This window comes from Microbacterium sp. ABR10, assembly GCF_057812175.1.
In genome coordinates this window covers 3,282,920-3,307,665 of the sequence record NZ_CM173821.1, presented here as the reverse complement: position 1 = coordinate 3,307,665, position 24,746 = coordinate 3,282,920, and the positions used below count along the sequence as shown (strand labels likewise).

General features: G+C 69.0%; 22 protein-coding genes. 16 read left to right on the top strand and 6 right to left on the bottom strand.

The window, feature by feature from the left end:
* The first annotated feature begins 83 nt into the window (after positions 1 to 83).
* The 4 genes from ACXKZF_RS15265 (at position 84) to ACXKZF_RS15250 (ending at position 4,556) form a co-directional block, all read left to right on the top strand.
* The gene (locus tag ACXKZF_RS15265; protein ID WP_488984778.1) at positions 84 to 2,066 is read left to right on the top strand and encodes a M13 family metallopeptidase; all 1,983 of its coding nucleotides are present in this window, start codon (positions 84 to 86) and stop codon (positions 2,064 to 2,066) included.
* A gap of 48 nt (positions 2,067 to 2,114) precedes the next feature.
* A complete protein-coding gene (locus ACXKZF_RS15260) occupies positions 2,115 to 3,077 on the top strand; it encodes a serine hydrolase (RefSeq protein WP_488984777.1) in 963 nt (320 codons plus the stop codon).
* Between the two features lie 295 nt (positions 3,078 to 3,372).
* Positions 3,373 to 3,648 (top strand): hypothetical protein, encoded by a 276-nt coding sequence (locus ACXKZF_RS15255; protein ID WP_055951910.1) that lies wholly within the window; start codon positions 3,373 to 3,375, stop codon positions 3,646 to 3,648.
* Between the two features lie 14 nt (positions 3,649 to 3,662).
* Positions 3,663 to 4,556 (top strand): FHA domain-containing protein, encoded by an 894-nt coding sequence (locus tag ACXKZF_RS15250; protein ID WP_055951907.1) that lies wholly within the window; start codon positions 3,663 to 3,665, stop codon positions 4,554 to 4,556.
* 378 nt (positions 4,557 to 4,934) lie between these two features.
* Here ACXKZF_RS15250 and purU read toward each other — a convergent pair whose 3' ends face one another.
* Both purU and ACXKZF_RS15240 read right to left on the bottom strand, forming a co-directional pair.
* A complete protein-coding gene (purU, locus tag ACXKZF_RS15245; protein WP_055951905.1) occupies positions 4,935 to 5,816 on the bottom strand; it encodes a formyltetrahydrofolate deformylase in 882 nt (293 codons plus the stop codon).
* Positions 5,817 to 5,871: 55 nt separating this feature from the next.
* The gene (locus ACXKZF_RS15240) at positions 5,872 to 6,990 is read right to left on the bottom strand and encodes a zinc-binding alcohol dehydrogenase family protein (RefSeq protein ID WP_488984776.1); all 1,119 of its coding nucleotides are present in this window, start codon (positions 6,988 to 6,990) and stop codon (positions 5,872 to 5,874) included.
* 83 nt (positions 6,991 to 7,073) lie between these two features.
* On the opposite strand from ACXKZF_RS15240, the gene ACXKZF_RS15235 reads away from it, so the two are divergent.
* Both ACXKZF_RS15235 and ACXKZF_RS15230 read left to right on the top strand, forming a co-directional pair.
* A complete protein-coding gene (locus tag ACXKZF_RS15235; RefSeq protein WP_055953311.1) occupies positions 7,074 to 7,673 on the top strand; it encodes a TetR family transcriptional regulator in 600 nt (199 codons plus the stop codon).
* A gap of 10 nt (positions 7,674 to 7,683) precedes the next feature.
* Positions 7,684 to 9,006, top strand: coding sequence for an MFS transporter (locus tag ACXKZF_RS15230; protein ID WP_243223940.1), 1,323 nt, complete (start codon positions 7,684 to 7,686; stop codon positions 9,004 to 9,006).
* Positions 9,007 to 9,048: 42 nt separating this feature from the next.
* Here ACXKZF_RS15230 and ACXKZF_RS15225 read toward each other — a convergent pair whose 3' ends face one another.
* The gene (locus ACXKZF_RS15225) at positions 9,049 to 9,408 is read right to left on the bottom strand and encodes an MFS transporter permease (protein ID WP_488984775.1); all 360 of its coding nucleotides are present in this window, start codon (positions 9,406 to 9,408) and stop codon (positions 9,049 to 9,051) included.
* Positions 9,409 to 9,620: 212 nt separating this feature from the next.
* On the opposite strand from ACXKZF_RS15225, the gene ACXKZF_RS15220 reads away from it, so the two are divergent.
* A complete protein-coding gene (locus ACXKZF_RS15220; protein ID WP_488984774.1) occupies positions 9,621 to 9,929 on the top strand; it encodes a hypothetical protein in 309 nt (102 codons plus the stop codon).
* 150 nt (positions 9,930 to 10,079) lie between these two features.
* Here the strand turns inward: ACXKZF_RS15220 and ACXKZF_RS15215 are convergent, their stop codons facing one another.
* Complete coding sequence (locus ACXKZF_RS15215; protein WP_488984773.1) at positions 10,080 to 11,891, bottom strand: hypothetical protein; 1,812 nt, start codon at positions 11,889 to 11,891, stop codon at positions 10,080 to 10,082.
* Complete coding sequence (locus tag ACXKZF_RS15210) at positions 11,888 to 12,967, bottom strand: hypothetical protein (RefSeq protein ID WP_488984772.1); 1,080 nt, start codon at positions 12,965 to 12,967, stop codon at positions 11,888 to 11,890. Before ACXKZF_RS15210 ends, ACXKZF_RS15215 begins: the two co-directional genes overlap by 4 nt.
* A 138-nt stretch (positions 12,968 to 13,105) precedes the next feature.
* Here ACXKZF_RS15210 and ACXKZF_RS15205 point away from each other — a divergent pair, with 138 nt between their 5' ends.
* The 7 genes from ACXKZF_RS15205 to ACXKZF_RS15175 all read left to right on the top strand — a co-directional run bounded on the left by ACXKZF_RS15205 (position 13,106) and on the right by ACXKZF_RS15175 (position 19,756).
* Complete coding sequence (locus tag ACXKZF_RS15205; protein WP_488984771.1) at positions 13,106 to 13,600, top strand: hypothetical protein; 495 nt, start codon at positions 13,106 to 13,108, stop codon at positions 13,598 to 13,600.
* A 121-nt stretch (positions 13,601 to 13,721) separates the two neighbouring features.
* Positions 13,722 to 14,423 (top strand): GNAT family N-acetyltransferase, encoded by a 702-nt coding sequence (locus ACXKZF_RS15200; RefSeq protein WP_488984770.1) that lies wholly within the window; start codon positions 13,722 to 13,724, stop codon positions 14,421 to 14,423.
* A gap of 51 nt (positions 14,424 to 14,474) precedes the next feature.
* Positions 14,475 to 14,801 carry a hypothetical protein gene (locus tag ACXKZF_RS15195; protein ID WP_488984769.1) on the top strand — a complete coding sequence of 109 codons (327 nt, stop codon included), beginning with the start codon at positions 14,475 to 14,477 and terminating at the stop codon, positions 14,799 to 14,801.
* A gap of 275 nt (positions 14,802 to 15,076) precedes the next feature.
* Entirely contained in the window at positions 15,077 to 16,696 is a 1,620-nt protein-coding gene (locus ACXKZF_RS15190) for a hypothetical protein (RefSeq protein ID WP_488984768.1), read from the top strand.
* A gap of 109 nt (positions 16,697 to 16,805) precedes the next feature.
* Positions 16,806 to 17,072: a helix-turn-helix transcriptional regulator gene (locus tag ACXKZF_RS15185; RefSeq protein ID WP_488984767.1), complete on the top strand. Its 267-nt coding sequence runs from the start codon at positions 16,806 to 16,808 to the stop codon at positions 17,070 to 17,072.
* Between the two features lie 1,048 nt (positions 17,073 to 18,120).
* Positions 18,121 to 19,353, top strand: coding sequence for a hypothetical protein (locus tag ACXKZF_RS15180; RefSeq protein WP_488984766.1), 1,233 nt, complete (start codon positions 18,121 to 18,123; stop codon positions 19,351 to 19,353).
* Positions 19,354 to 19,612: 259 nt separating this feature from the next.
* Complete coding sequence (locus tag ACXKZF_RS15175) at positions 19,613 to 19,756, top strand: hypothetical protein (RefSeq protein WP_488984765.1); 144 nt, start codon at positions 19,613 to 19,615, stop codon at positions 19,754 to 19,756.
* 186 nt (positions 19,757 to 19,942) lie between these two features.
* Here ACXKZF_RS15175 and ACXKZF_RS15170 read toward each other — a convergent pair whose 3' ends face one another.
* The gene (locus ACXKZF_RS15170) at positions 19,943 to 20,395 is read right to left on the bottom strand and encodes a very short patch repair endonuclease (protein WP_488984764.1); all 453 of its coding nucleotides are present in this window, start codon (positions 20,393 to 20,395) and stop codon (positions 19,943 to 19,945) included.
* A gap of 238 nt (positions 20,396 to 20,633) precedes the next feature.
* On the opposite strand from ACXKZF_RS15170, the gene ACXKZF_RS15165 reads away from it, so the two are divergent.
* Positions 20,634 to 22,889 carry a hypothetical protein gene (locus ACXKZF_RS15165; protein WP_488984763.1) on the top strand — a complete coding sequence of 752 codons (2,256 nt, stop codon included), beginning with the start codon at positions 20,634 to 20,636 and terminating at the stop codon, positions 22,887 to 22,889.
* Positions 22,886 to 24,730 carry a DEAD/DEAH box helicase family protein gene (locus ACXKZF_RS15160; protein ID WP_488984762.1) on the top strand — a complete coding sequence of 615 codons (1,845 nt, stop codon included), beginning with the start codon at positions 22,886 to 22,888 and terminating at the stop codon, positions 24,728 to 24,730. Before ACXKZF_RS15165 ends, ACXKZF_RS15160 begins: the two co-directional genes overlap by 4 nt.
* Positions 24,731 to 24,746 lie beyond the last annotated feature (16 nt).

Below are 24,746 nucleotides of genomic sequence, written 5' to 3'. Positions count from 1 at the left end.
TAGGACGCACCCCCGACACCGATCCTGACCCACCCGGCGCGGGTTCGGAGCCGGCACAGAGAACCGGCCTTTATCCTGTCTGCATGACCGACATCCCCCGCTCCTCCGGTCTCGCGCTCGACGAGCTCAGCGACGAGATCCGCCCCCAGGACGACCTGTTCCGCCACGTGAACGGCCGTTGGCTGGAGCGCACCGAGATCCCCGATGACAAGGCCCGCTGGGGTTCCTTCCACCTCATCGCCGAGCAGGCCGAAGCCGACGTCCGCACGATCGTCCAGGAGTCGCAGGACGCCGAGCCGGGCACCGAGGCCCGCAAGATCGGCGACCTGTTCGCGAGCTTCATGGACACCGAGCGCATCCAAGCCCTGGGCCGCGAGCCGCTGGCGCCGCAGCTCGGGCGCGTCGCCGGCGTCGACGGCATCCCCTCCTTCCTGCGACTCACCGGCGAGCTCGAGCGCGACGGCCTCAGCGGTCTGCTCACCCTGTTCGTCGAGCCCGACCCGGGCGACCCCACGCGCTACGTGCCCGTGATCTACCAGGGCGGCATCTCGCTACCCGACGAGAGCTACTACCGACTCGACAACTTCGCCGAGACCCGTGAGGCGTACCGCGCACACATCGCGCGCATCCTCGAGCTCGCCGGTGTCGCCGAGGCCGCGGCATCCGCCGATCGTGTCTTCGCCCTCGAGACCGAGATCGCCTCCGCGCACTGGTCGCGGGAAGACAGCCGCGACTCGGTGAAGACCTACAACCTGAAGACGTGGGACGACGTCGTGGCGCTCTCGGGCGTCGACCTCGATCCTTGGCGGGCCGGAGTGGCGCCGGGCCACGACGACGCGTTCGCCGAGGTGGTCGTGTACCAGCCCAGCTTCGTCGAGTCGCTCGGCGGGCTTCTCGTCGAGGAGCGTCTCGAGGATTGGAAGGCGTGGCTGCGCTTCAAGATCGTGCACGCGGCGGCGGCTTTCCTCTCCGATGACTTCGTGGCCGAGAACTTCGCGTTCTACGGCACGCAGCTCACCGGCGTCCCGGTCAACCGCGAGCGGTGGAAGCGCGGCGTGAGCCTGGTGGAGGCGGCGCTGGGCGAGGCGATCGGCAAGGTGTACGTCGAGCGGCACTTCAAGCCGGCGGCCAAGGACGCGATGGACGGCCTCGTCGCCGACCTGATCGAGGCGTACCGCCGCTCGATCCGGAATCTCGAGTGGATGACCGACGAGACGCGCGAACGCGCGCTCGCCAAGCTCGACACCTTCGTCCCCAAGATCGGCTACCCGGTGCGGTGGAAGGACTACTCCGACGTCGAGGTCGATCCGACCGACCTCGTCGGCAACGTCCGCCGCGCGCACGTGTGGGAGCACGACCGCCAGCTCGCGAAGGTCGGCCAGCCGATCGACCGCGACGAGTGGTACATGACCCCGCAGACGGTCAACGCGTACTACAACCCGCTCATGAACGAGATCGTGTTCCCCGCGGCGATCCTTCAGTACCCCTTCTTCGACGCCGACCGCGACGCCGCCGCCAACTACGGCGGGATCGGCGCGGTCATCGGCCACGAGATCGGACACGGCTTCGACGATCAGGGCAGCCGCTTCGACGCCGACGGGTCGCTTCGCGACTGGTGGACGGATGCCGACCGCGCGGCCTTCGAGGAGCGGACGAAGGCCCTCGTCGCCCAGTACGAGGCTCTCGTGCCGCAGGGCCTCGGCGACGAGCACCACGTCAACGGGGAGCTCACGATCGGTGAGAACATCGGCGACCTGGGGGGCCTGGGCATCGCGATCGCCGCGTACCGCCTGTTCCTCGCCGAGCAGGGTGAGACCGAGGGTGACGGGCCCGTGGTCGACGGGTACACGGGGATTCAGCGCCTGCTGCTGAGCTGGGCGCAGATCTGGCAGCAGAAGGGCCGGGATGCCGAGACCATCCGCCTTCTCACCATCGACCCGCACTCGCCGAACGAGTTCCGGTGCAATCAGATCGTGCGTAATATCGACGCGTTCTACGCGGCCTTCGACGTCGCCGAGGGCGATGCGCTGTGGCTGGACGCCGACCAGCGCGTCACCATTTGGTGAGGTCGCGTTTGTTGTCTTCCTGACGCAGAAGGAGCCACGCTCGTGGGCATGCCCCCGGTTCCCGAGCCCGCCCTGCCCGATCCCGTCGGCGGGCCGGTGGCGTCGTCGCGGCGCGACGCCCCGGCCCTTCGAGGTGCGGGCCGCAAGGGACCCAAACGTCTGCCCCGACGTGCGGCGGCGGGGAGGCGCTCGTTCACGGCGACGCTGCGTGCCCTCGACGAGCTGGCCGCGTCGGGGGCTCAGGTCTCGGTGCGCATCGACGACCTCGACGGGGGCGCGCAGGTGCTCGCGGGCGACGACTTCGTCACCCTGCCGGTCGCCGGGCTGGGTGTCGTGCCCCTGCTGGTCGAGGTGGCCGCGGCCTTCGAGGACGGTCGCATCGAACCGCTCGAGATCCTCGACCGTGCCGCCGTGCAGGGCGCCGCGCACGGGGGCGTATGGCAGCACCTGAAGGCGCCGGCCCTGCCGCTGATCGACGTCGCGATGCTCGCGGCGTCGTCGGGCGACGCTCTCGCCGTCAACGCGCTGCTGCACCGGGTGGGGCTCCAGGCCGTGCGCGCGCGGATCGAGCAGTTGGGGCTTCGGCGAACCGCCCTGCTCGACCGGTTCCGTGACGACCGCGGCCCCGACGACGCACCACACCTCGCCCTCTCGACCGCGCGCGAGATGGCCCAGGTGTTCGCGGGGCTGGTGAACTCGACCGTCGTCTCGCCCGGTGTGAGCGCGCAGGTCGCGGAGTGGCTGAGCCTCAACCACGATCTCTCGCTCGTGGCATCCGCCACCGGACTCGACCCCTTCGCGCACGAGAACGACCAGCACGGGTTACTGTTCGTCAACAAGACCGGCCGTGCGGCGGGGGTGCGCGCCGAGGCGGGCGTTCTCGGCGGTCCCCGCGCGGGGGTCGCCTACGCGCTCATCGTCAACTTCGACGACCTCACGATCGCGCATCGGCTCCGTGCACACGACGCGTTCCGCGTGCTCGGGGTCGAACTCATGGAGTACGTGTACTGACGAGCGGACCGCCGATTGGTGTTGTCTCGCGGACGTGAACGACTCGATCGCGTCGTTGGAGCGGCGGTCGGCGCGCCTCGAGGAGGCGTTCTGCTGACGGTCGCACGGCCCCGCCAGGGCGGGTCGGTGGCCCAGGGGGAAATGCACACCGCAGGCGCCGAACTCCGCGCGGAAGGACGGGCGGGAACCGTCCCCCTCCGGCGGCGAGAACGCAATCCCTCCCGGGTATCACCTCCTCGCTGCGACCCTGGGGGCCACCGACCGAAACAGATTGAACGAAAGGGATCCCGAGGCCATGTCCGACTCCTCTTCCACCACCGACCCGTTCGCCGACTCCAGCGGACCAGAGGGCCACTCCATCACCGACTGGACGGACCTCGGCCGCGAGATGTGGTCGTACCTGACCGGTCGCGGCGCCGCCGTGAACTACTCCTTCGTCGACATGACCGTCGAGGTGCCCCGCGACATCGGCCCCGACGCTCCCCGCGCGACGTGGAAGCTCAACGGCACCCTGCGCGTCACCACGAGCGACGACACCGCGGCCGGGTCCGACCCGTACCGCGGTAACTGAGGGGCGGCGCCATCATGGTGCGCCTCGACATCGACCTCGCCTTCTCGGAGCACGAGGAGGGGGCGGATGCCGACACCCCGCCGTTCGAGGGCACGATCACGGCCGCGGGATCCGAGGTGCGCATCGTCGTCAGCGACCCCTCCCGACTGCCGGGTAATGGCCGGCGGACACTGACGGAGCTGTCCACGGTCGCCGACGCCCTGGCATCCCGAGGCATCTCGGTCAAGGTGGAGGGGCCGGACGGTCCGATCCTGCACCTCGGCGATGTGAAGAAGAGCGCTCTGCAGCGGGCGATCACGGGTTCGCGGCACATCCGGTTGGGATCGGTCGGGGCTGTCGCGCCGCTGTTGACGCGACGCAACAAGGGGCAGGCGCTGACCTTCCCCATCCCGCCGGAGACGCCGTTCCCGCTGGTGCCGACGGTCAATCGCACCGTGCGCCGACGCATCACCACGACGCACTACACCCCCGGCTCGGGACGTCCGCGGCTCATCTTCGCCGTGGGCGACGCGACCTGGGACGGATCTCGCCCCCGCGAGTTCGACCTGCTGCCGACCAAGACGGTCATCGGATCCGGCGACGAGGCCGACCTGCGGCTGCCGGGTCTCGCGCCCGTGCACGCCGAGATCCGGCACGAGGGCGACGACGAATACGTGCTGTACGGCTTCGACGTGGTCGGCGGCGGCGGGGCGCGCGAGCAGGGTCCGGGCCGCGACGGCGGTGGGCGGATCCTCCGCACAGGCGCCCGCATCGAGCTCGGCGACTGGCGGCTCGCCTACTTCCGCGCCGAGTTCGCCGACCACGGCCGTCCGTACGGTGGCCGCATCGGGGGCGAGCTCTCACGGCAGCGCAGGCAGCCGCCACGCGGCGGCAGCGGTCCACTCAGCCGCGCGGGCGAACCCGACTGAGGCGGCGCCGGGCGGGTCGGGCGCGTGCCGCTCGGTCGGCCCGGCGGCGTCCGGCCGGGTGCTCCGCGGGCGCGCGCGTTCGCGGTGGTCCGGCGCCGCGCGCGTTCGCGTTCGTCCTGGCTCCTGGCTCCGGGCGCCGGGCTCCGCGCTCCGGGCGCCGGACGCCGGCGGTTTCGCCGAGATCACATCCGATCGCCGAGACGACATGCGATTGCGGTGAGAACGGTGTGATCTCGGCAGACACGTGTGATCTCGCCGCCGAAGCCGAAGCCGAAGCCGAAGCCGAAGCCGGAGCCGAAGCCGGAGCCGAAGCCGGAGCCGAAGCCGGAGCCGAAGCCGGAGCCGGAGCCGGAGCCGAAGACCGGCCCACCCGGTGCGTCAGAAGACGATCGTGTGGTTCCCGTCGCGCAGCACGCGGTCTTCGGCGTGCCACAGCACAGCGCGCGCGAGCACCTGGCGCTCGACGTCGGCGCCGCGGCGGGCGAGTTCGGCGGCGGAGTCGGCGTGGGTCACGCGCACGGTGTCCTGCTCGATGATCGGGCCCTCGTCGAGGTCGCTCGTGACGTAGTGCGAGGTGGCGCCGATGAGCTTGACGCCGCGTTCCTTGGCCTTCTTGTACGGCTCCGCGCCGATGAAGGCCGGCAGGAACGAGTGGTGGATGTTGATGACCGGCACGCCGATCTTGTCGAGGAAGTCGGGCGAGAGGATCTGCATGTACCGCGCCAGCACGATGAAGTCGACGTTGCCGACGAGCAGCTCAAGGATGCGGGCCTCGGATGCCGACTTGTCGGGCCCGGGCGTCGACGGCACGTGGAAGAAGGGAACGCCGAAGGATCGCACGTCGTCGGCCGAGGTGGTGTGGTTCGACACGACCATCGAGATGCTGACGGGCAGGTCACCGCGACGGTGGCGCCACAGCAGGTCGAGGAGGCAGTGGTCCTGCTTCGACGACAGGATGGCCATGCGCTTCGGCGTCGACAGGTCGGTGAGGTTCCACTCGAGCTCGAAGCCGTCGCCGAGGGTTCTCGCGAGGTCGGCCTCGATCTCGGGCATGGCCGCGGGCAGGTCGGGACGGTGGAACACCACGCGCTGGAAGTACGCGCCGCCGCGAAGCTGGTCGGAGTACTGGTCGAAGGCGACGACGTTGCCGCCCTGGCGCGCGATCAGGGCCGAGACCGCGGCGATGATTCCGGGGGTGTCCTTGCCGTGCACGATGAGGCAGGCGTGATCGGGCTGCAGGTGGGGGCTCGCGGAGACCATCGGACCATTCTGCCGTGCCCGGATGACGCCGCCGACCACGCGTCTGTGCGCAGTGTCACAGCCGCACGACCACCTTCCTCGCCGAGACGCCCGCACGCTGCCGATCAAGCGCCCCCTGCAGGGTGTCGAGGCCCGTTCCGACCACCAGTGGCGCGGGTACCGGGCGGAGGGCCCCCGCGGAGACGGCGCGCGGAACGACCTCGCCCCACAGGCGGGGTCCGACCTCGTCGTCGCGCAGGCTGCTCCCCCACACGAACCCTGCGCGGATGCCGGAATGGCGGGCGCGCAGTGCCGATCGTGCCGTCGCGAGGCCGATGCGCGAGAAGACGGGGATCATCGCGGGGAAGAGGCGGCGACGGCCCAACAGGTCGGCGAGCGAGATAGGGGTGCTGGCCATGGCCAGCCGCGTCCCGCCGGTGCGGCGCAGGACCTCGATGCAGGCGTCGGTCGACCCGGCGCCCAAGGCGACCGCTCCCGCGACGGGGCGGGAGCCGATCGCGGCGACGAGGTCGTCCACTGCCGTGGGTGCGTGATGATCGGCCCCGTACTCCGCGCCGAGGTCGCGCACCAGGTCGGCGTTGCGGGCCGACGCGGTGGTGACGACGTCGTATCCGGCGGCGCGTGCGAGTTGGATCGCGTTCAGCCCCACACTGGTCGATCCGCCCCAGACCACCACCACCTCGCGTGTTCGCGCGTCGCCCTGCTCCGTCGGCATCCGGAGTCCGAGGTGGGCGGGTTGGAACAGCGCGCAGGCGGCCGTCGAGAGGGCGAGGGGGAGCACCGCGGCCTCGTCGTCGGTCCAGGCGTCGGGAGTGGGGGCGGCGAGGCGTTCGAGCAGGACGGAGTACTCCTGGAACGCACCCTCGCGCACCGCGTCGCGCCCGCGATCCGTGCCGGTCGCGAGCCCGAACACGCGCTGGCCGACGTGGAAGCGCGTGACGTCCGAGCCGATCGCGACGACCTCGCCCGCGATGTCGGAGCCGAGTACCGCGGGGGTGTGCAGCCAGCGGTAGGTGATGCGGCTGGTGCCCTGGACGACCCAGTCGACGGGATTCACCGCCACGACGCGCACGCGGACCAGGATCTCGTCGCGAGCCGGTTCGGGGGTCGCTGTCGGTCGCACGGCGAGGCGGGCGCGGGGAGTGGGCATGACGGCCGCGAGGTGGGAGGACATGGAGACCTTTCGGCAGTGATGACACGCAGTGTCCTCACTATACGACCTGATGACACCAGGTGTCTTCGTTTATGCTCGACCGCATGGGCAGATGGGCTCCGGACACCAGGGAACGGCTGCGCGAGGCCGCGCTCGACCTGTTCCGAGAGCGCGGATTCGCCGCCACGACGGTTCCCGACATCGTCGAGCGTGCGGGAGTCACGCGGCGCACCTTCTTCCGCCACTTCAGCGACAAGCGGGAGGTCTTCTTCGGCGACGACGAGATCCCCCGGCTCGCGACCACCCTCCTCGCGGCGGCCCCCGCGGAGGCGCCGGCTTTCGATGTCGCCTGGGCCGGTCTGCACGCGCTCGCCGCCGACCGTTTCGAGCCCCGGCGCGCGCAGATGGTCGTTTCCCGCCGGATCATCGAGACGGAGCCCGCCCTTCGCGAACGCGATCTGCAGAAGCAGGCCGATCTGCGGGAAGCGATCCGCGAGGGGTGCGCCGCGCGCGGCGTCGACCCGCTCACGGCCCGCGTCACCGCCGGGGTCACGGTCGACCTGCTGCAGACCGCGCTCGAGCAGTGGCTCGCCGACGACGCGGGGCAGCCGCTGGTCCGGCACCTCGACGAGGTGCGGCGCCGCATGGCCGGCGTGCTGGGCGGGGTGCCCGGGTCCGCGTCCGGTGTCGGTGGTCCCCGTTAGCCTGGAACACGTGACCAGCACCCTCCGCCTCGACCGGCCGGGTTGGCGCACCTGGACGCTGTGGATCGTCGGCGTGCTCGCCTACGTCGTGTCCATCATCAACCGCACGTCGCTCTCGGCCGTCGGTGTGGATGCCGCGGTGCGCTTCGACGCCGACGCCTCGGCGCTGTCGATGTTCGCCGTCATCCAGCTCTTCGTCTACGGCGCGATGCAGATCCCCGTCGGACTCCTCCTCGACCGGTTCGGCGCGCGCCCGATGATCGCGATCGGCATGGTGCTGATGGCGGTGGGGCAGCTCGTCATGGCCTTCGCGGATGCCGTGGGGATCGGCATCCTGGCCCGTGTGCTCATCGGCGCGGGCGACGCGATGATCTTCCCGAGTGTGTTGCGTGTGATCGCGACGTGGTTCCCCGCGCAACGTGCGCCGGTGCTCGTGCAGCTGACGGGCATCATCGGTCAGCTCGGACAGATCGTCGCGGTGGTGCCGCTCGCAGCGCTCCTGCACGCCACGAGCTGGAGCATCGCGTTCGGCAGCGTCGCGGGTCTCGGGGTGCTGTTCGCCGTCCTCACGTACGCGATCATCCGCAACCGTCCGCCCGAACGCCGGGACGACCCCGTCGACACCTCCGTCGACACGCAGACCGGCGCGATCAGGGTGGTGCGGTCGGCGCCCGATCTGCGCCAGGGCTTCCGTGAGTCGTGGGCGCACCCGGGCACGCGTCTGGGCTTCTGGTCGCACTTCGCGACGCCGTTCGCGGGAACGGCCTTCATGCTGTTGTGGGGCTTTCCCTTCCTCACTGCGGGGGAGGGGTTGGAGCCGGCGACGGCGTCGCTCGTGATGACCTCGCTCGTCCTGTTCAGCATCCTGAGCGGTCCGGTCATCGGGGCGCTGTCGAGCCGGCATCCGACGCGCCGTTCCCGCTGGCTGGTGCTGCCGACGGTCGTCTTCCAGGCGGTGGTCTGGATCGTCGTCATCGCGTGGCCGGGGCCGGCGCCGGTGTGGCTGCTGGTCGTGCTGATGTTCGCGTTGTCGACGGGCGGTCCGGCGTCCATGATCGCGTTCGATCACGCCCGCACGTTCACCCCCAGCCACCGCCTCAGCACGGCGACCGGCATCGTCAACGGCGGAGGCTTCCTCGCGGCGCTCCTCGCCATCCTCTTCATCGGTATCGCCATGGACGTCCAGGGGGCGGGGACGCCCGACACCTACACGCTGGACGCGTTCCGTCTCGCGTTCCTCACGCAGGTCCCCCTGTGGCTCGTCGGCGGGATCGCCATCGTCATCGAGCGAGGACGCACCATCCGGCACGTGGGCGGCGTGCTCCCCCGCTGACGCAACGGCGCCGTCGGCGTACCCCGTCGAGCGGGGCCGGCGTCAGCCGCCGGTCACCCGCTGCCAGAGGTCCACGATCAGCGGAACGACGTCGGACGCACGGTCGGCGGAGCCGACGGCCACGGCGATCAGCGGGAACACCGTCACCGCCAGGGCGACGATCACCGCGATGATCGCGAGGGTCCACGACATCCACGGACGGCGTCGTGTGACGGCCAGCAGCAGCGCACCGGCCACGATCACGAGGCCCAGCAGGGTCACGCCGGTGACGCTGGCGAAGGGGAACGGCACGAGTCCGGCCGTGCTCGCCGTCGTGGCGACGAGGAAGCCCACCAGGGGCAGGTAGAGCGCGAGGGCGATGATGGCCGCGAGAGCGGCGCCGACGCCGGTGGCGACGTACACGCCACGGGGCCGGCTCGCGCGCGAGGAGGATACGCGCCTCACGAGAGCACCCCGGACGACGGCTCGCGGTGGTCGATGAGCGTGGTTGCCATGTCGTTGTCCTCTCCTCGGTGACGCTGTCGTTCGCCTGCACCAGTGAGACGCGCCGCGGCAGTGAAACGTCACGCGGGAACGGCGCCTGCGGGAGGAGTCGGCGGTGCGAGACTCGACGCATGAACGCGATCGACATCCGCACCCTGGACGACGTCGACGGCATCCACGAAGCCGCTCGCGTCCTCGACGAGGTGTGGGGCGAGCAGGGCACGATGCCGGCGAACATCCTGCGGGCCCTCGAGCACGCGGGCAACTATGTCGTCGGCCTGTTCGACGGCGACCGGATGATCGGTGCCTCGGCGGCCCTCTTCGGCCCGCCCGCCGAGAGGTCGATGCACTCGCACATCACCGGCATCCTGCCCGGGTATTTCGCACTTTCCGCCGCTCGCCATCACGAAATACGCGTCCTGCGCCCCACCGCGCCCTGAAACTCACCGCCCGCACGCCGAAACGCGTCCCCCGCTGCAGGCCAGCATCGTAGCCATCCCCGATCACCAGCCAGTTCCCGCATTCGAGAACGACGAGTAGCCCCTCATCGGGGCTACTCGTCGTCTGTTCGGTTCGAGGTCGGGCGGCGGTTAAGCCGCTCGCCTCTTGGGCGGCGCCTTCGCCTTCGCGGGCTGGTCCGGGCCGCCCCGCCACACCGGTTCGGAGTACTTACGTCGCGGCGAGCGAGGGGTCTTCGCCTTGGGTGTGTGCTCCGAGAGCAACGCGTTCACGAGCATCCGGAGGTTGTGAGCGACGACCATGAGCGCGGAAGCCATGCCCTGGTAGGCGACGCCGCGACCGGGGCGCTTCTGTGGGTCTTCGAGGTCCGTGAACCGGGAGCGCTTGATGCCTGAGTTGCTGGATTCGACCTGGTTCCGCTGTCCGTATGCCTTCTCCCATTCGGGGGTGCCCCACGGGTAGCGCTGGAGGTGTTTCACCACCTCGGCGTCGGGCGGGATGGTAACGGTCCCGCGCAAGTTGGTCTTCGCTCTCGGGGAGTCGATGGGTTTGTTGGTGGCGGGGTCGAAAGCGCGGTAGGTCTTGGGGTCGGGGTAGAGGAAGCGCTGGTGCCCGTTCTTCTGCTCAGCGAAAAGGCTCCCGTACCGCTTCATCTGATACACCCTTCGGTCTTCGATGATTTGCTGAATTTCGGGCCACGTCCACAGGCGACCGGTTTCGGGGTTCGGTTGACCGTTCTTGTATTGCTTGGGTGCGTCGCGAAGCTTCTTCGACATCCGGTCGACGTAGAGCGTCCCGTCGATGACGACGATGTCTTTGCCAGGGACGACTCCTTGCCGGCCGAACTGGTTCTTCTTGTAGTCGAAGCACATCTCCCAGTAGTCGATGCGGAGCGGCTGCTGGAAGTTCTCCACGTCGCTGTTGTTGAAGGCCCGGTCGCTCGAGGCGATGCCGCGCTGCGGGAATTGGACTCCGTGCTGGCGCATGGCGCGAAGTGGGCCTTTGGTGATTTCGCTCGGGCGGTGAATGGAGACGGCGGTGATGATGCGCGCGAAAGCTGGGTGGTCTTCGTACCCGCGCGTGTCCATCATTGAGATGAAGTCGAGTTCGTGGGCGGGTTCGGGAGCACCCTTGCCGGGGTTCTCGTGGTGTCCGCGGTCGTAGGTGCCGGCGGTGAAGTCGACGTTGGTCAGCGTGCCTCCGCGTCGGAGTGTTCTGCTCGCCGCGATGACTTTGGGATGGTCGAGCGGAGTGCCTTTGCGTGCTTCGGTGAACGCGGCGCTGTGGACGGGGCCGAGGATTTTGATGCGGGTCGAGTCCAGAGCGACGTCGCCGTTGTACGCGTCGCGGTAGCGCTTGGGGAGCAGGGAGACGGAGGCGCTGACGAGCGACTGCATTACCCAGAGCAGGCGCCGCTCGCGTTCTTCGTCTTTCGCTTTGAGCGCGTCCATGGCCGCGGCGAGGGTGAGCTTCTGCTTCTTCGGCGTGCCGTGGTACGGGTCGATGGCAGCGAGCAGGCGCTGCTTCGCTCGCCAGTGGCGGTGGTACCACCGGGTCTTCTTCACCTTCTCCCAGTTGATGCCGAGGACCTCAAACTGTTCGGGGCTCATGCGATAAGCGAGGGTGTTGCAGATTTCCTGGTACTGCGCGCCTTTCGTCCACATGGCGCACAGGAGCTCGACGACGAGAACCGCGCGGAAGGAGATGAGGGCTTTCCGGCCAGCCTTGCTCTTGCGCGTCTCGCGCGCCCACCCTTCCAATTCGGGGACGACGCCGGAGCGGTCGATGAGGGCGACGACGGCGTTGAACATCGCCATCGGGAGGGGACCGGTGACGGCCAGCGCGTTGTCCCAGTCGTCCCATCCGACGCCGACGACCTTCTTCATCTCGGCGTCGAAGCGCTCGGCGAGGTCAGCCGGGTCTCTTGGCAGGTCCCACTTCACGGCTGGTCCGCCTGACGGAGGAACCGCACGTACTGTTCTTCGTCGACGTCGTCGACCTGGTCGAGGAACTGAGCGAGCTTGTCGAACTTGCGGACTGCGCCCGCGCGGAAGATGGCCTTGAGGAGGGATACTTCGCGCAGGAGTGTGAGCTGCCACGTCTCGCGCAGGCGCGATGACGTCGGTGGTACACCAGTGGTGGTTTGGGTGAACCCGGACAAGAGGCCGTGCCGTCGCGCCTTGTTCGGCGGGCCCCAGAGTGTCGTGTGCGACTCGGGAACCCGTTCGAGCAGCACCTCCATCCACTCGTCCCATTCGGCCAGGAGGGGGATGTTTCGTGGCTGGGTGCTCTGCACGTGGACGACGAAGCCGCCGCCGGGGAGCACTTCGACGTCCTCAGTCCGCAGACCCTCGAAGTCGATTGGACGTAACCCCGCCCCTGCGCACAGGGTGAGCATGAGCATCGCCCGGTACTGCTTCAACTCGGTGCGCTGGGACCCGGCCCATCGTCGGAACTCGGCCATCTCTGCGGCGGTGTACGGTTCGATGGTGCTGGGGGTGGCGCGGATGCGTTCGCGCGGCTCACCGTTCTCCTCCGGCTGCAGGACCTCCGCCATGCGCATCAGCCACGCCCGGTAGTTCCTCCGGGTGTCCGGCCCGAGGGGGAGTTTCTTGTCGGCGAGGTAGAGGTCGATACCGTAGCGCGACCAAATGGTCTCGGCGTCGAGGTTCCACCCCTTGCTGACGCACCAGGCCACGTACTGGGTGGCTCGACCGATGAGGACGTCGGCGGTGTAGGGCGTGAGGGGCGCGGCGAGGGCGACCGAGTCCCGCACGAACGGGCCGATGCGCTCCCACGTCTCGGCCTCGACGCGGCGTGGGGTGAAGCCGTCGATGTAGTTCGTCACGGCGGGGGGGAGCGTCGACCACGCGCATGCGCGCAGGATGGGGATGAGCTTGCGGGGCGGGTTGCGGAGCTTTCCGAGGTGCGGGATGAGCGCGACACGGTGGTGTGTGGCGTGGTCGGTGTCGCCCCATCGCAGGACCTTGGGGACAGTGTCAGGGTGAATCTGTGGCACCCTGACGCTATGCACTCCGAGTCACCGAAGCATGCGGTGCATAATTCGCACGCGGTGACCATCCCATCGGAAAGCATCGAGAATCAGCTGCCGGGTAGACCAGCCGAGGGGCGGGCTGCGCTTTGATAGCGTCTGCACGTGGTTCGTACTGTCGCTGGCGAGGGTTTCGCGTTCATCCCGCGGTCACTGGTAGCCGAGCCGGCTGCCTTCGGTGCCACCCCCGGGGTGCTTGAGCCTGCAGCGGGCGTGGATCCCACCTCCGAGCGGTACCGCGCGGCCATGATGCAGCACGTGCTGTGCGCGACCGTCCGGGCGGAGCTGCTCCGGAAGTTCCGGGGTGCGCCCGCGCAGTACGTCGAGAACACGCAGGGCAAGGCGTTGGGCGTCGACCGGACGCGGCGGATCTTCCGCGGGGTAACGATGGCCCAGTTCGCTGATTTCGCGTTCTGGACCAGTCGCTTCCCGGCGGTCGCCCGAGCGGTCGCTGAATACATTGCCGAATGGGCGCCGGGAGTCCACGACGCGCCGCGGCCGGTCACTGAGGACCCGCCCGCCCCGGTCCGGGTAGTCCCTGCCGTGCCGCCCATACTGCGCTCCGTCGTCAGGCGGACCCCGCAGAACCCGTACGAGTGACGACCCATCGTCACCGGCGCCTCTGCGTGTCGCTCCAGGCCGCTCACGCTAGTCCTGGTATAAGTGGATTTCCAGCCTCCCTGGGAATCCGTTCGGCCGCGCCGGGTGCGAGACTTCCTTCGTGACAGAAGCATTCGACGTCCGGGTCCTGGACAGCGCCCAGGCCACCCATGAGGCATCGGCCGTGCTGGACGAGATCTGGCGCGGGGACCGCGGAGCAATGCCAGCGAATGTCCTCCGCGCCCTCGAGCATGCGGGCAACTACGTCGTCGGCGTCTACGACGGCGCACGGATCATCGGGGCCGCGGTGGCGTTCTTCGGGCCGCCGGAGTCGCGCACGCTCCACTCGCACATAGCAGGCGTCATTCCCGAGTATCAAGGCCGCGGCGTGGGCCGCCTTCTCAAGCAGCACCAGCGACGATGGGCGCTGCAGCGCGGCGTGGCGGTGATCACCTGGACGTTCGACCCGTTGGTCGCCCGGAACGCCCACTTCAATTTCAACGTACTCGGCGCCGGGGTCGCGGAATACCTCGTCGACCATTACGGGGCAATGCGGGACGGGCTCAACCGCGGCGACGCCAGCGACCGGCTGCTCGTTCATTGGCTCATAGCGGAGGGCCCGGAGCGGTTGTCCAAACCGCAGCCGATCCTCGCGCGCGTAGCGGTGCCGGACGACATCGCCCGTCTGCGCGCGGAGACACCAATCGAGGCTGGGAGGTGGCGAGAGCGGGTTCGCGAAAAATTCCTCGCCCACCAGCATGTCGGGCTGCGGGTGACCGGTTTCGCCGACGGGACGTACCTGTTCACCGGCAACGGAGGGTGAGGGTCTGCGTCGCATCAACAGCTATGGACTGGTTCCGATGCGAGGCCGCGCATGGCGATGGGCATGTGCGACTACTGGATGCCGACGGCCCTCCTCTTCCACAGCAAGCCCGAGACGCTCGACGAGGATGAACGCGCCTCACTCAGGTTCTACATTGCCTTCATCGACGACATGGACGGCCTGACCCCGAACTCGGCCCCCCGTCGGTGGTGCTCTACCGCGCGCCTGGTCGATGTATTCGTGCGCGAGAACGGTCGCCTACCCGCAACAGGCGATCCGAACCCACTCGTCGCCTGGGTCATGTCACAACGCACTGCCGTCCTCAACTCGTTCCAGAGGGCGCGGGTCAGCGCCATACCGGGTTGGAGCGATGCCTGAAAAGCTGCAGTGGAGATCGGGCGCGTTCTCCGCTGCGGGGCAAGGTCGGCGTTCGTCGATGTCCATGCCCGGTTCGTCCGGAACCGCGAACATCGTCAGCCGCCGCGATAGCGCGTCGAGCAGATGCGCGCGCCGGGCTATCACTGCGTCCACGGTCGGCGTCAGCCGCCGCGCAGGTGTCCTTCCCCGCCGCCGGTAAGCTGCCTTCGTCATGGGAGCGGTCGGTCCGGCAGGCTCCCGCCCTGCTCGTGTGTAGGTGAATCGAGGAGATCGATATGCAGATGTTGTACGTGGTCAACCTCGACCTCGACGGGCCCGACGCATTCGAGCGCGCACGCCGGCATGTGGCGGAGTGGCTCTCCGACGTCGACCACCCGCTGGATGAGACATTCCTGACCGAAGGCGGAATGCGTCCCCTCGCCCCCGGCCGTGCGGGCGACCGTCTCATCCCGCGCCAGGGAGAGTGCGAGGTGATCACGGACGCCGCGCGCGGATTCCTCATCCGCGTGCGGCAAGCCGATGAGCAGAGCGGGCTCACCCTCACGACACGCATCACGGTGGTGGAACAGGAAGGCCGGACACGCTTCCGGGTGGGCATCGGTCGAGCGGCCAGCGGTGAGGCGCTCGTCCCGGTGTCCGCGACCACCGTTTTCCAGCCCCGCATCGTCCGCCTGCTGGACCAGGACGATGAGGTCAGACTCACGGTCGGTGGACAGCACGTCGAGGGTCGGTACATCCAGATCAAGACGGTTGGGGAGGCGTCAGCTCTAGCGGAGGCGCTCCCGCTCGAGAGCCGTCTTCCGACATTGCTGATCCATGTCCGCTCACCTGAAGCATGGGATCTTGCACGCCGGACGTCGCAGCGTCTGCTGGGACTGGCGAACACCGTCACCCTGAACTACGCGACCTCCCGCGCGGTGACCGCTGCGCACCCCGAGGTGAGCGTTCCGTTCGGCGGGCTGGCGCTGGTGTGGCCGCGGCTCGGGGCGTCGGCGTTCTCCATGACGGCGGAGCAGATTCGCGACCAAGGGCCCTCCGACGTCCTCCGCTATCTCGCCCAGCGGCTGGGCTCGGTCGCCGCGCTCGTCAACGGTCGGGACCGAGTCTGGGAGGCTGCTCGCGCCGCGTCCGACGATGCACGCCTGCGGCAGCTCGTGCGGCGTGCCGAGGACGCACGCGACCAGCAGGACACCTCCGCGGAGATCGAGGCCCTCCGTGAGCAGTTGAGTCTGCTCGAGGCCTCCAACCGCGACCTCGCCGAGATCGGTGAGGACGCGATGCAACGCGCCGACGACGCCGACGACCGCCTCAAGAGCGCCGATGTCGAGATGGAGCGGCTGCGCAAGGAGTCGGTGGCGTGGCGTGAAGCATACGAGGCCGTAGTGACGACGTCGACGCCGGATGTCGCTCAGGACCCTTGGGCGGCGATCCCGACGCTCGCGTGCGGGAAGGACCCCGCGGCGACATTCGATGCGTTGACCGATGCGGCATCGGACCACATCGTCTTCACCGACCGTGCGGGTGAAACCTGGAAGGCCAGCCCATACCCGTTCCCCGAGGACATGACCGAGAAGCTCACCCAGCTGGCCCGAGCGGCCGCCGACCTCTACGGCACGGACCGCGCGTCCATGCCCCATATGGACGAGTGGTTCCGCACGGAACATGACCTCACCGTCGCCATGACGGACAAGACCATCACCGAATTCCGCAAGAAGAAGATGCGTTGGCTGCACTCCTTCGAATTCGACGGAGCGAAGAACCTCAACGCCACACCGCACGTGAAGGTCCGCGACGCGGTCGCGCCCAACGAGTGCGGACGCATCCACTTCGCCCTCGAGGGGAGCAAGCAGCGGATCGTGGTGCATTCGGTGAGCGTGAAGACGTACACCCTCTGACGGTCGAGGCCGGGGACTGAACCGGCTCGCAGGGGGTCGCTGGAGGGCTCGAGGCAGAATCCCGATAAACATGGTCGACATCCCTTGAGGGTGAACGGACCATATACAGGTGGTGTGGAATCGGTTCGAGGCCCAGCGATTCGGAGCCAGGGTCCGGCAGTTGCGAACCCAGCATCAGCTGACGCAGGAACAGCTCGCCCATCTCGTGGGACTCACGCAGAACCATGTGCAGCTTCTCGAGGCGGGGCGTAACACCTCCAAGGCCGACGGGCCGGCCTCCAACCCCAGGATGACGACGGTGTATCGCATCGCCGACGCATTCGGCGTAACTCCGCACGAGCTCATTCCGGCCAGCTCCACGGCCTCCGACGTCTAGCCCCGCTGTGCGGCGCGCCCTCGCGTGCACCGCGCGCCCACACCGTCGGTGTTTGACGTAACGTCGACACTGACGAAGCGACCAGGGCTCGCAATCGCGCGCTGGTCGACGGGGCAGTGGGCCATACACGCGGAGGATGAGCCGGTCAGCATCGCAGGGACGGGCCAGGCTCGGGTCGTGCGACACGTCATCCGCGTCCTTCCTGACATTCCCCCGGCTCCGTCGGTCGCCGCCATCGCTCACCCACGCGGTGGGGGCGGTCCCCGTGGGCCGTCTCCTCTCGCTCCAGGCGCTCGAGCAGCGCGACGGACAGCCGAGCCGGATGTTCGCTGGCACCGTCAGCCACGTCCGGTGCATCAGTACGATGTCCGCGGCGTCTCGCGGGTGAGCTTCGACCGCCGCCAGCCGACCCTGCCTCGACCACGTCCAATGGCGGCCGGCCTCGGCACGTCGCGAACTGACGCGCCGGGCCGCTTCCAAGCGGCGTTCGATGGCTGAACCCAAGCGGGGACCGCTGCCCGGACCGGACAGTGCTATCAACGGGGCACCGGCCACCAGGAGCCTCGCGGCCGACCCCGCGGTGTCGCCGTCGCGCCCACGCTGCACCAGCCCGCACCGGCAGTGCGACCGCACGCAAGAAAGGCCGCGACATGTCGCGGCCTTCCCAGCGTCGCCGTCACGGTTGCAGCCGCTCAGGCATTCGTAGAGATATCGACCTGGGAGAGATTTGTTTGATCCTGACCCGGGAATCGATGCCGCCAACGCTAGGCCCGTTCGCTCCGGCGGTCAACCACCTGGCGGCCACGTGTCGGTGCACGCAGCACAGGTGCGCACGCGCACATTTCTGTTGACGGCGTTCGACGTAGCAGTCAGGGTGTACCCAAGGGAGAACGTCCCTGGCTGACTCGTCGGAACACGGGCTTGCAGGCCCCCGGCATCACGTCGGTCTCGTAGAGAGGGGCCCCGGGAGTCAGTGGAAACGTTCATGAGCTGATCGTGACCCTCGGGGCCCCTGCACCAATCGCGCGCGAGCGCGGAAGGGCAGGCCATGGCACTCGAAGAGTTCAACCCACCGAAGTCGAAGCGCAACCGTAAGCGCCGAGCATCCCGCAAACGCTCCAAGGCGGTCGCCGAGACCCACCCGGTGGGTCAGCCCGTCCCCGCGACCGCGACTCCCGACGCGACAGGCGGCGCCCAGCGCCGCGTGTCCTGGGTCGTCACGTCCGCGGGGTTCATCGTGGCGATCATCGGCGCCATCGCCCAGTGGATCCAGGGCATCCCGTTCTGGGTGGTCGTCATCGTCCTGGTGCTGTCGCTCTTCGCGGTCGGCACCGTCAAGGTCAACGTAATCGAATCCTGGTCGGGTCCGCACCACGACGCTCTCCGCGTGCGGGCTAACGTCACGCTCGTGGTCGTCGGAGGCTCTGTCGCGACCGTTGTCGGAGTCCTCGTCGTGGTGGATCCCCCCGACATCGGTGGCTGGTCATTCGTGTTCGCCGGTGTGTGGATGGTCGTGACGGCGTTCGCCATCACGGCAGCGAAGTACTGGTCCAGCGGCGCTCCGGCCCACGAACGGGTCCGCCAGGCCGCGTTCCGCGCGGGCATCGCCGTCATCGGGTTGACTCTCGTCGCCGTCGCGGGCGGCGGCGTCGGACTGATCATCCGGGAGCTGGTGCGGGGGTCCGCGCCGCTGGCGACGTTCTTCGCTGTTCAGACCCTAATGATCGGTACGCTCGCGTTCCTGGTCCTTCAATCGCGACGTCGCGGCACCGGCGTCGGCATGATCGCGGTCGGGCTGGCGCTGTCCGGCACCGCGGTCGACACGTTGACTGCCCAGGACCCCGCCTTCGGTTGGTCGTTCCTGATGCTCTCCATCACGGCGCTGTTCTCCGGCGTCGCGACGCTGGCGGGCTCGGGGTACTGGCTCGGGTTCGGCCTCGCCGGGATGGGGGGTTCGGCGGTGATGCTGGGGCTGGCCGCACGCGCCAACGGTGTGCTCCCGTTCGCGGTGATCTACATGATCGCGGGGGGCGCCGCCATCCTCATCGGGCTCCTCGCGATCATCTGGCCGGACGTGGTCCGGTGGCGGGCGAGCCGGCAGATCGGGGTGCGCTCGGCGGCGTTGGCGCTCATCGCATCCGCTGGCATCGCCACGGTCACCACCTGCCTGGCGGTTTTCTGGCTCACCCGAGGGTGGACCGGCCTCGGGCTCTCGTTCACGGGATTCGCTGCGGGGGCCACCATCCTCGCGGCGGGCACGGTGTGGGCTCTCCGCCGATGATCACGAGCGGGCCGCCCGGCGACCGAGGGCCCCGCTCGCGTCCGACAACACAGGGCGGCCGTACCGTCGATGGTGTTCGACTTCATCCGCGCCGGGAGCTTCGAGCGGGCGTTCCCCCATTCGGAGGAGATGCCGAGTCGGATCCGCCCACCCTTCTGCCGCGGCCGGAGTGTGGCCTCGTGCGTGCGGAGGCCGGTACGGGTCGCCCGCGTCCGCACCTCGCGGCCCAAGGTCCAGCTCCGAGAGAAGAGGAGCTGTCATGCCCTCCCTCCCGATCATCACCTGCGCGTACTGCCGCCACGCCTTCGTCGGCGTGCGGGTGGCCCGTCACGGGCTGCTGCGCCGCGGCAAGTGCGGCAGCACCTTCTGCATCAGACGGCGAGCACGGGTAGGGCCCTTCTAACACCCTCGGCGGTTGCTCAGGGACCCGGCTGCGAGGGCTCTTGCTTGCCGGGTGCGCAGCCGCCGCAAAGACGGCTGCTATGGGAGCGGTAATGACGGCGATGAAGGCGGCCAGGCTCCCGGAGGCCCAGGCGCTTGGTGAATGAAGCGACGCCTCCTGCCCCGCCGGCGCGGGAGCTGAGAAGCGTCATCCGCCGGCCTTCGCGCGCCGCGAGGAAGGGGATTCTCGACGCACCACTGCGACGACCTTGTCCACGACCTGGCCCACGTCCTCGTGCTCCCAGAACCGCATCACCGTCCAGCCCGCTTCCGTCAGGGCTGCCGCGACCTCTTCATCCCGAGCGCGGTTGCGTTCGAGCTTGGGCACCCAGTAGGACGCATTCGCTTTCGGGAGTGTGCCATGTATCGGGCAGCCGTGCCAGAAGCAACCGTCGAGGTAGACGGCGACGCGCGCTCTGGTGAAGACCACATCGGCTCGGGATCGGAGCCCGGCAAGCGGGGCGAAGTCCACGCGGTAACGGAGCCCTTGAGCATGCAGCGCCCTGCGGACGCGGAGCTCGAGCGAGGTGTCTCGGCGACGGTTACCGCGCATCGACCGAGACGTCGCAGCGGTGCTTGCCCATGATTCAGCGCCGCCCATGGTCAGAGACTAGGAGACACCCGCGCGGATTTGAGGTGCGCGAGAGAGCGTGATAAGATGCAGGCCAACAAACACCCTGCCTGTGCCGTACCACGGTCAAGCGGGTTCTCTAGCGGCATGCGTCCGTGTGGGAGCCCCCGATCACTGGTTCCGGTCCGGACGGAGGAAGTTTTCGCGTTAACGCGTGTCTTCTGACGTGTCGACCAGCACGGGCCATAGATGGACCGGAGGTCCGACCGTGGCACGTACCACCAGCAAGAACATCCCCAAGTCGAGTGCGGCTACCATCGCACCGCTGACGGATCCGGAGACTTCTCCGCCTCCGTCCCGCCTGGACGGGCGCAAGCTGACCACCCAGCTCTTCAAGCCCCAGGCGCGGCAGCCGAAAGAAGCGGACGGGGCGGCTCTCACGCGATTCGGCGTGAAGTTCCGCGAGGTCTTCGCCCGAGAACACCGCATCGACGAGGCCGACGTGGACCTCGGCCTCATCCGCCAGGTGGAGGCCCTCAACGCAGACGACGACAAGAACATGGCGGCGCTGACCGTCGTGCAGAGCAAGCGCACGGAGAGCGGCACGCTCCGTCAGGTCCGCCTCGTGGTGAACACGCCGCTGCTGTTCCCGTGGCTGCTGAACGGGCGAGCGCTGCGCCGCATGGGCGCGGAGCTCCGCGGCGGGACGACACGGCTCGTGACCACGGCGGAAGATCACCCGACGGTCGCGCTGCCGCTGATGCGCGTCGGCGATGCCGAGTCCGTCGTGGAGATCGTGTCCGCTCAACGCCGGCTGCTGGGGCTGTCCTCCTACGCCACCGCCGAAGCGGACAAGAAAGCCCGCATCCACAGCATCGTGCAGTTCGGTGTGCTCGATCCCCCCGATGTCGTGATGACCCAGCTCACCTCGGATGGTGGGTCCGCATGGGTAGCCCAGGCCGCCGAGGGCGCACAACGCCTGTTCTCAGCGCTCTGCGGCATGGATGCCATCACCAACCGGTCGGTGTCCAACATCGCCACCGAACGCTGGTTCGCCGCGGATGAGCCCAACCTCCGCGACATGACGCCGGAGGATCTCGTCGCGCTTCCCGACGCTCTGACCTTCGGGGCGTCGGGCGCGCGGGGGTACGTCCCCGGCAGCGATGTCGCCACCTGGCTGGAGACCACCGCGGTCACCTCGCCGGCTGCGGTCGCATTCCAGCTGCTGCGCACGATGGAGGTGAACATGATCATCGCCGTGCAGCCAGATCCCGTCGTCACGGCCGAGCTGGAGCACCCGGTCTCCGGCACCATCCAGGAGCTCATCCGCAGCTACCACATGCCCGGCAAGAGCAAGGAGCAATGGAAGAACCCGGATGTCTTCGGGCTGATCGCCATCGGGGCCATCGACGAGATGCTCTCGAAGTCCCGGATCACGGCGGTGGAACGCTCGGCGTGGCTGGGCGAGCGCCCCGTGGCCTGGTCGGGCGCGATGGCCACCGAAGACGGGCTGCCGGGCAACCGACTGGCGATGGCCGTCAAGCTCCTGGGCGTCTTCACCGCCCAGGGGGCGATGCCCGCCGACGACGACGCACCGGACGCGCAGAAGATCGTCAACACCCACCTGCGCCTCAACAGCGCCCGTGTCTACCCGAACGAGCGCGCGGACGTCGCCGCCGCCCAGGCCATCGCAGCGCTGGCCCTGGACGGCTCCGGCTACGAAGGCAGCGTGCAGGCTGCGCTGAGCGCCACGTTCCGCCACGCCTTCTTCTGGAAGACGACCGAGCACCCCGGGGGCGTCTCGTGGACGGTAAAGCTGGGCACACCCATCGCCAAACTCATCGAGGAGGCGAAGACGGAACGTGCCGCCGCGGAAGCATCCGACAACCGGGACCTCGCGGGACCCGCTCAACGCGCCCTGGCAGCCCTGGGCGGGGTGGCCCTGATGACGCACCCGGGTCTGCTCGCCGGGGGCGAAGCCGTCACCCGCACCGGTCGCGGCGCCGGCGGTAAGAGCGCGTCGGTCAGCGCCTCCGACCCGAGCATGCTGCTGCGTGCGATGGCGCATTCCGAGCGGGGGCTGACCCAGCTCGGCGATGCGGTCATCTCCCTCATCGCCTCCGATCAGTACTCGATCCCCCTCGACCGAGTGGACGACGAGCCCCTGACCGACCTGTACCTCCGTGAACTGTGGCTGGGGCCGAAGGAGGGGGAGGTTCCCGGCGAGCCGGTGAACGTCCAGACGGAGTTCGCGCGGCTGTGCAAGGTGCTCGGCGACGCCCTCGCCGAGCAGTCCATGGAGGCGGACCGGCTCCGGAGCATCCTCCCCGGCGCGGTGATGGGTTTTCCTGAACCCGCCGAAGGGGAGGAGCGGCCCGACGACCTGTGGGGCGAAGCCGTCTACGAGACGCAGGGAGTGGACGAGAAGGTCGTGGAGGACGTGCTCCCCATGCTCCAGTCGCTCGTCGACTTCTTCCAGGTCGGCAAGGCGTACTCCCGCGCCGCGAACCGGATGGCACGGTGACCGCCGGCATCCGCACGACCTCGCCTGCTGACGCGGGCGAGGTCGTGCGCCACGGGGCGGACATGCGCGTCACGCTCCCCACCTCCATGTCCCGGCCGGCGCGGCTCGCGCTGGAGCAGGAATTGCGGGATCAGGCGGGCGCCGAGCGGGTCGGGGACCTGAATCTCAGCGTCGCAGCCGACCGTGCTGCAGACTTGCGGGAGATCCTCTCCCGACCATGGCCGGCTGGTCGCTTCGAGTGGGTGTGGGACACCGGGGCAGATGATGCGGTGCAGCGCTCGGTGGGTATCCAGAACGCCGTCGACGCGGTCCTGGAAGGGAACCTCCCCGTCCTGGACGACATCGAGGGGATGCTGCTCGCCGGCGGTTTCGCTCGCAAGCTGCTACCCGCTCAGCAGGAGGCCGTCGCGCATCTTGTTGCCGCTCGAGGCGGCGGGAACTTCTCGGTGCCGGGCAGTGGGAAGACGACCATGACCTATGCGGTATTCGCGTTGCTGCGCGCGGCAGGGGTCGTCGACCGGATGTTGGTGGTCGCGCCGCAGAGCGCGTACGAGGCGTGGGCCGGGGAGTCGACGGACTGTTTCGCCGACGGTGAGGAACCGGTGGTGGAGATCGTGCCGGCGGCTCCTCGTCGGCGCTCGGACGTGCTCGTGTTCAACTACGAGCGGGTCGCCAAGGGGGCGCTGCGCGCCCTCATCGACGGGTGGGCGCACGGACGTCGGCTGCTGGTGGTCTTCGATGAGGCCCACCGCGCGAAACGAGGCGTCACCGGGCTCCACGGCGCGGGAGCACTCGATCTGGCCACTCTGGCGACGGTGCGTCTCGTGCTGACCGGGACGCCGATGCCGAACGGCCCGGATGACCTCGCCGCCGTCCTCGACCTCGCGTGGCCGGGTCAGGGTGCGCGGCTGGCGCACCCCCACACCCCCGGTGCTTCCCGCAGCTGGGTGCGTATCACCAAAGACGAACTCCACCTCGGTGAGGCGGAGCTCATCATCCAGCCTGTCCGCCTGGATGACTCGCATCTCCGTGTCTACCGCACGGTGGCCGATGGTCTGCTGGCGGATCCCGCGCTGCTGGAACGCTATCCGGGTCTCGCCGTCCGTGCCGTCTCCCGGCTCATCGCCTGTGCTTCCAACCCGCTCCTCATCTCGGACGAGGATGGCGACGGGCTGGCGTGGCCGGAGGAGCTGCCCCTGACCGATGACCTCGCCTCCGTGCTCGGAGATCTAGCCGCATCGGCCCGCCCCGCGAAGCTGCTCGCCGCGGCGCGCCTCGTGGCGGAGCATGCAGACGCGGGAACCAAGGTGGTGGTGTGGTCCAACTTCCTCGGTAACATCCGAGAGCTCGAACGGCTGCTCGCGCCTTACGGCACCGCGGTCATCACGGGGGCGGTGCCGCAACTCGACGATGCTGCCGTGACCGACCGGCGGCGCGAGCTGCACCGCTTCCGTGGCGACGCCGACTGCACCGTCCTCATCGCCACGCCGCAGACCCTCGGCGAAGGTGTGAGCCTGCACAAGACGGCTCAGGCGCAGGTGCACGTGGACCGCACGTACAACGCCGGCTTGTTCTTGCAGGCGATGGACCGCACGCACCGCGTGGGCATGCCCGAAGGAACGCGCGCGACGGTGACGGTGCTCTCCGCGGTAGGTACCATCGACGAGCAGGTCGATACCGCGCTGCGGGCGAAGATCACGGCGATGGACGCGATGCTGGCCGACCCGACGCTGGCGCGCCTGGCGGGTGTGGACTCCGGGCCGGCGGTCGAGCTGTTCACGCCGGCTGAGCTGCGCACGCTGCTGGGCCACCTCCGGGCGGATGCGACGGCCCGCACATGAGCGGGCTCGAGTTCCG

Coding starts and splice junctions, on each gene's coding strand:
- ACXKZF_RS15180 (WP_488984766.1), top strand. CDS start 18,121: ATGGCACTCGAAGAGTTCAACCCACCGAAGTCGAAGCGCAACCGTAAG.
- ACXKZF_RS15265 (WP_488984778.1), top strand. CDS start 84: ATGACCGACATCCCCCGCTCCTCCGGTCTCGCGCTCGACGAGCTCAGC.
- ACXKZF_RS15195 (WP_488984769.1), top strand. CDS start 14,475: ATGGCGATGGGCATGTGCGACTACTGGATGCCGACGGCCCTCCTCTTC.
- ACXKZF_RS15260 (WP_488984777.1), top strand. CDS start 2,115: ATGCCCCCGGTTCCCGAGCCCGCCCTGCCCGATCCCGTCGGCGGGCCG.
- ACXKZF_RS15255 (WP_055951910.1), top strand. CDS start 3,373: ATGTCCGACTCCTCTTCCACCACCGACCCGTTCGCCGACTCCAGCGGA.
- ACXKZF_RS15170 (WP_488984764.1), bottom strand. CDS start 20,395: ATGGGCGGCGCTGAATCATGGGCAAGCACCGCTGCGACGTCTCGGTCG.
- ACXKZF_RS15175 (WP_488984765.1), top strand. CDS start 19,613: ATGCCCTCCCTCCCGATCATCACCTGCGCGTACTGCCGCCACGCCTTC.
- ACXKZF_RS15250 (WP_055951907.1), top strand. CDS start 3,663: ATGGTGCGCCTCGACATCGACCTCGCCTTCTCGGAGCACGAGGAGGGG.
- ACXKZF_RS15240 (WP_488984776.1), bottom strand. CDS start 6,990: ATGTCCTCCCACCTCGCGGCCGTCATGCCCACTCCCCGCGCCCGCCTC.
- ACXKZF_RS15235 (WP_055953311.1), top strand. CDS start 7,074: ATGGGCAGATGGGCTCCGGACACCAGGGAACGGCTGCGCGAGGCCGCG.
- ACXKZF_RS15220 (WP_488984774.1), top strand. CDS start 9,621: ATGAACGCGATCGACATCCGCACCCTGGACGACGTCGACGGCATCCAC.
- ACXKZF_RS15190 (WP_488984768.1), top strand. CDS start 15,077: ATGCAGATGTTGTACGTGGTCAACCTCGACCTCGACGGGCCCGACGCA.
- purU (WP_055951905.1), bottom strand. CDS start 5,816: ATGGTCTCCGCGAGCCCCCACCTGCAGCCCGATCACGCCTGCCTCATC.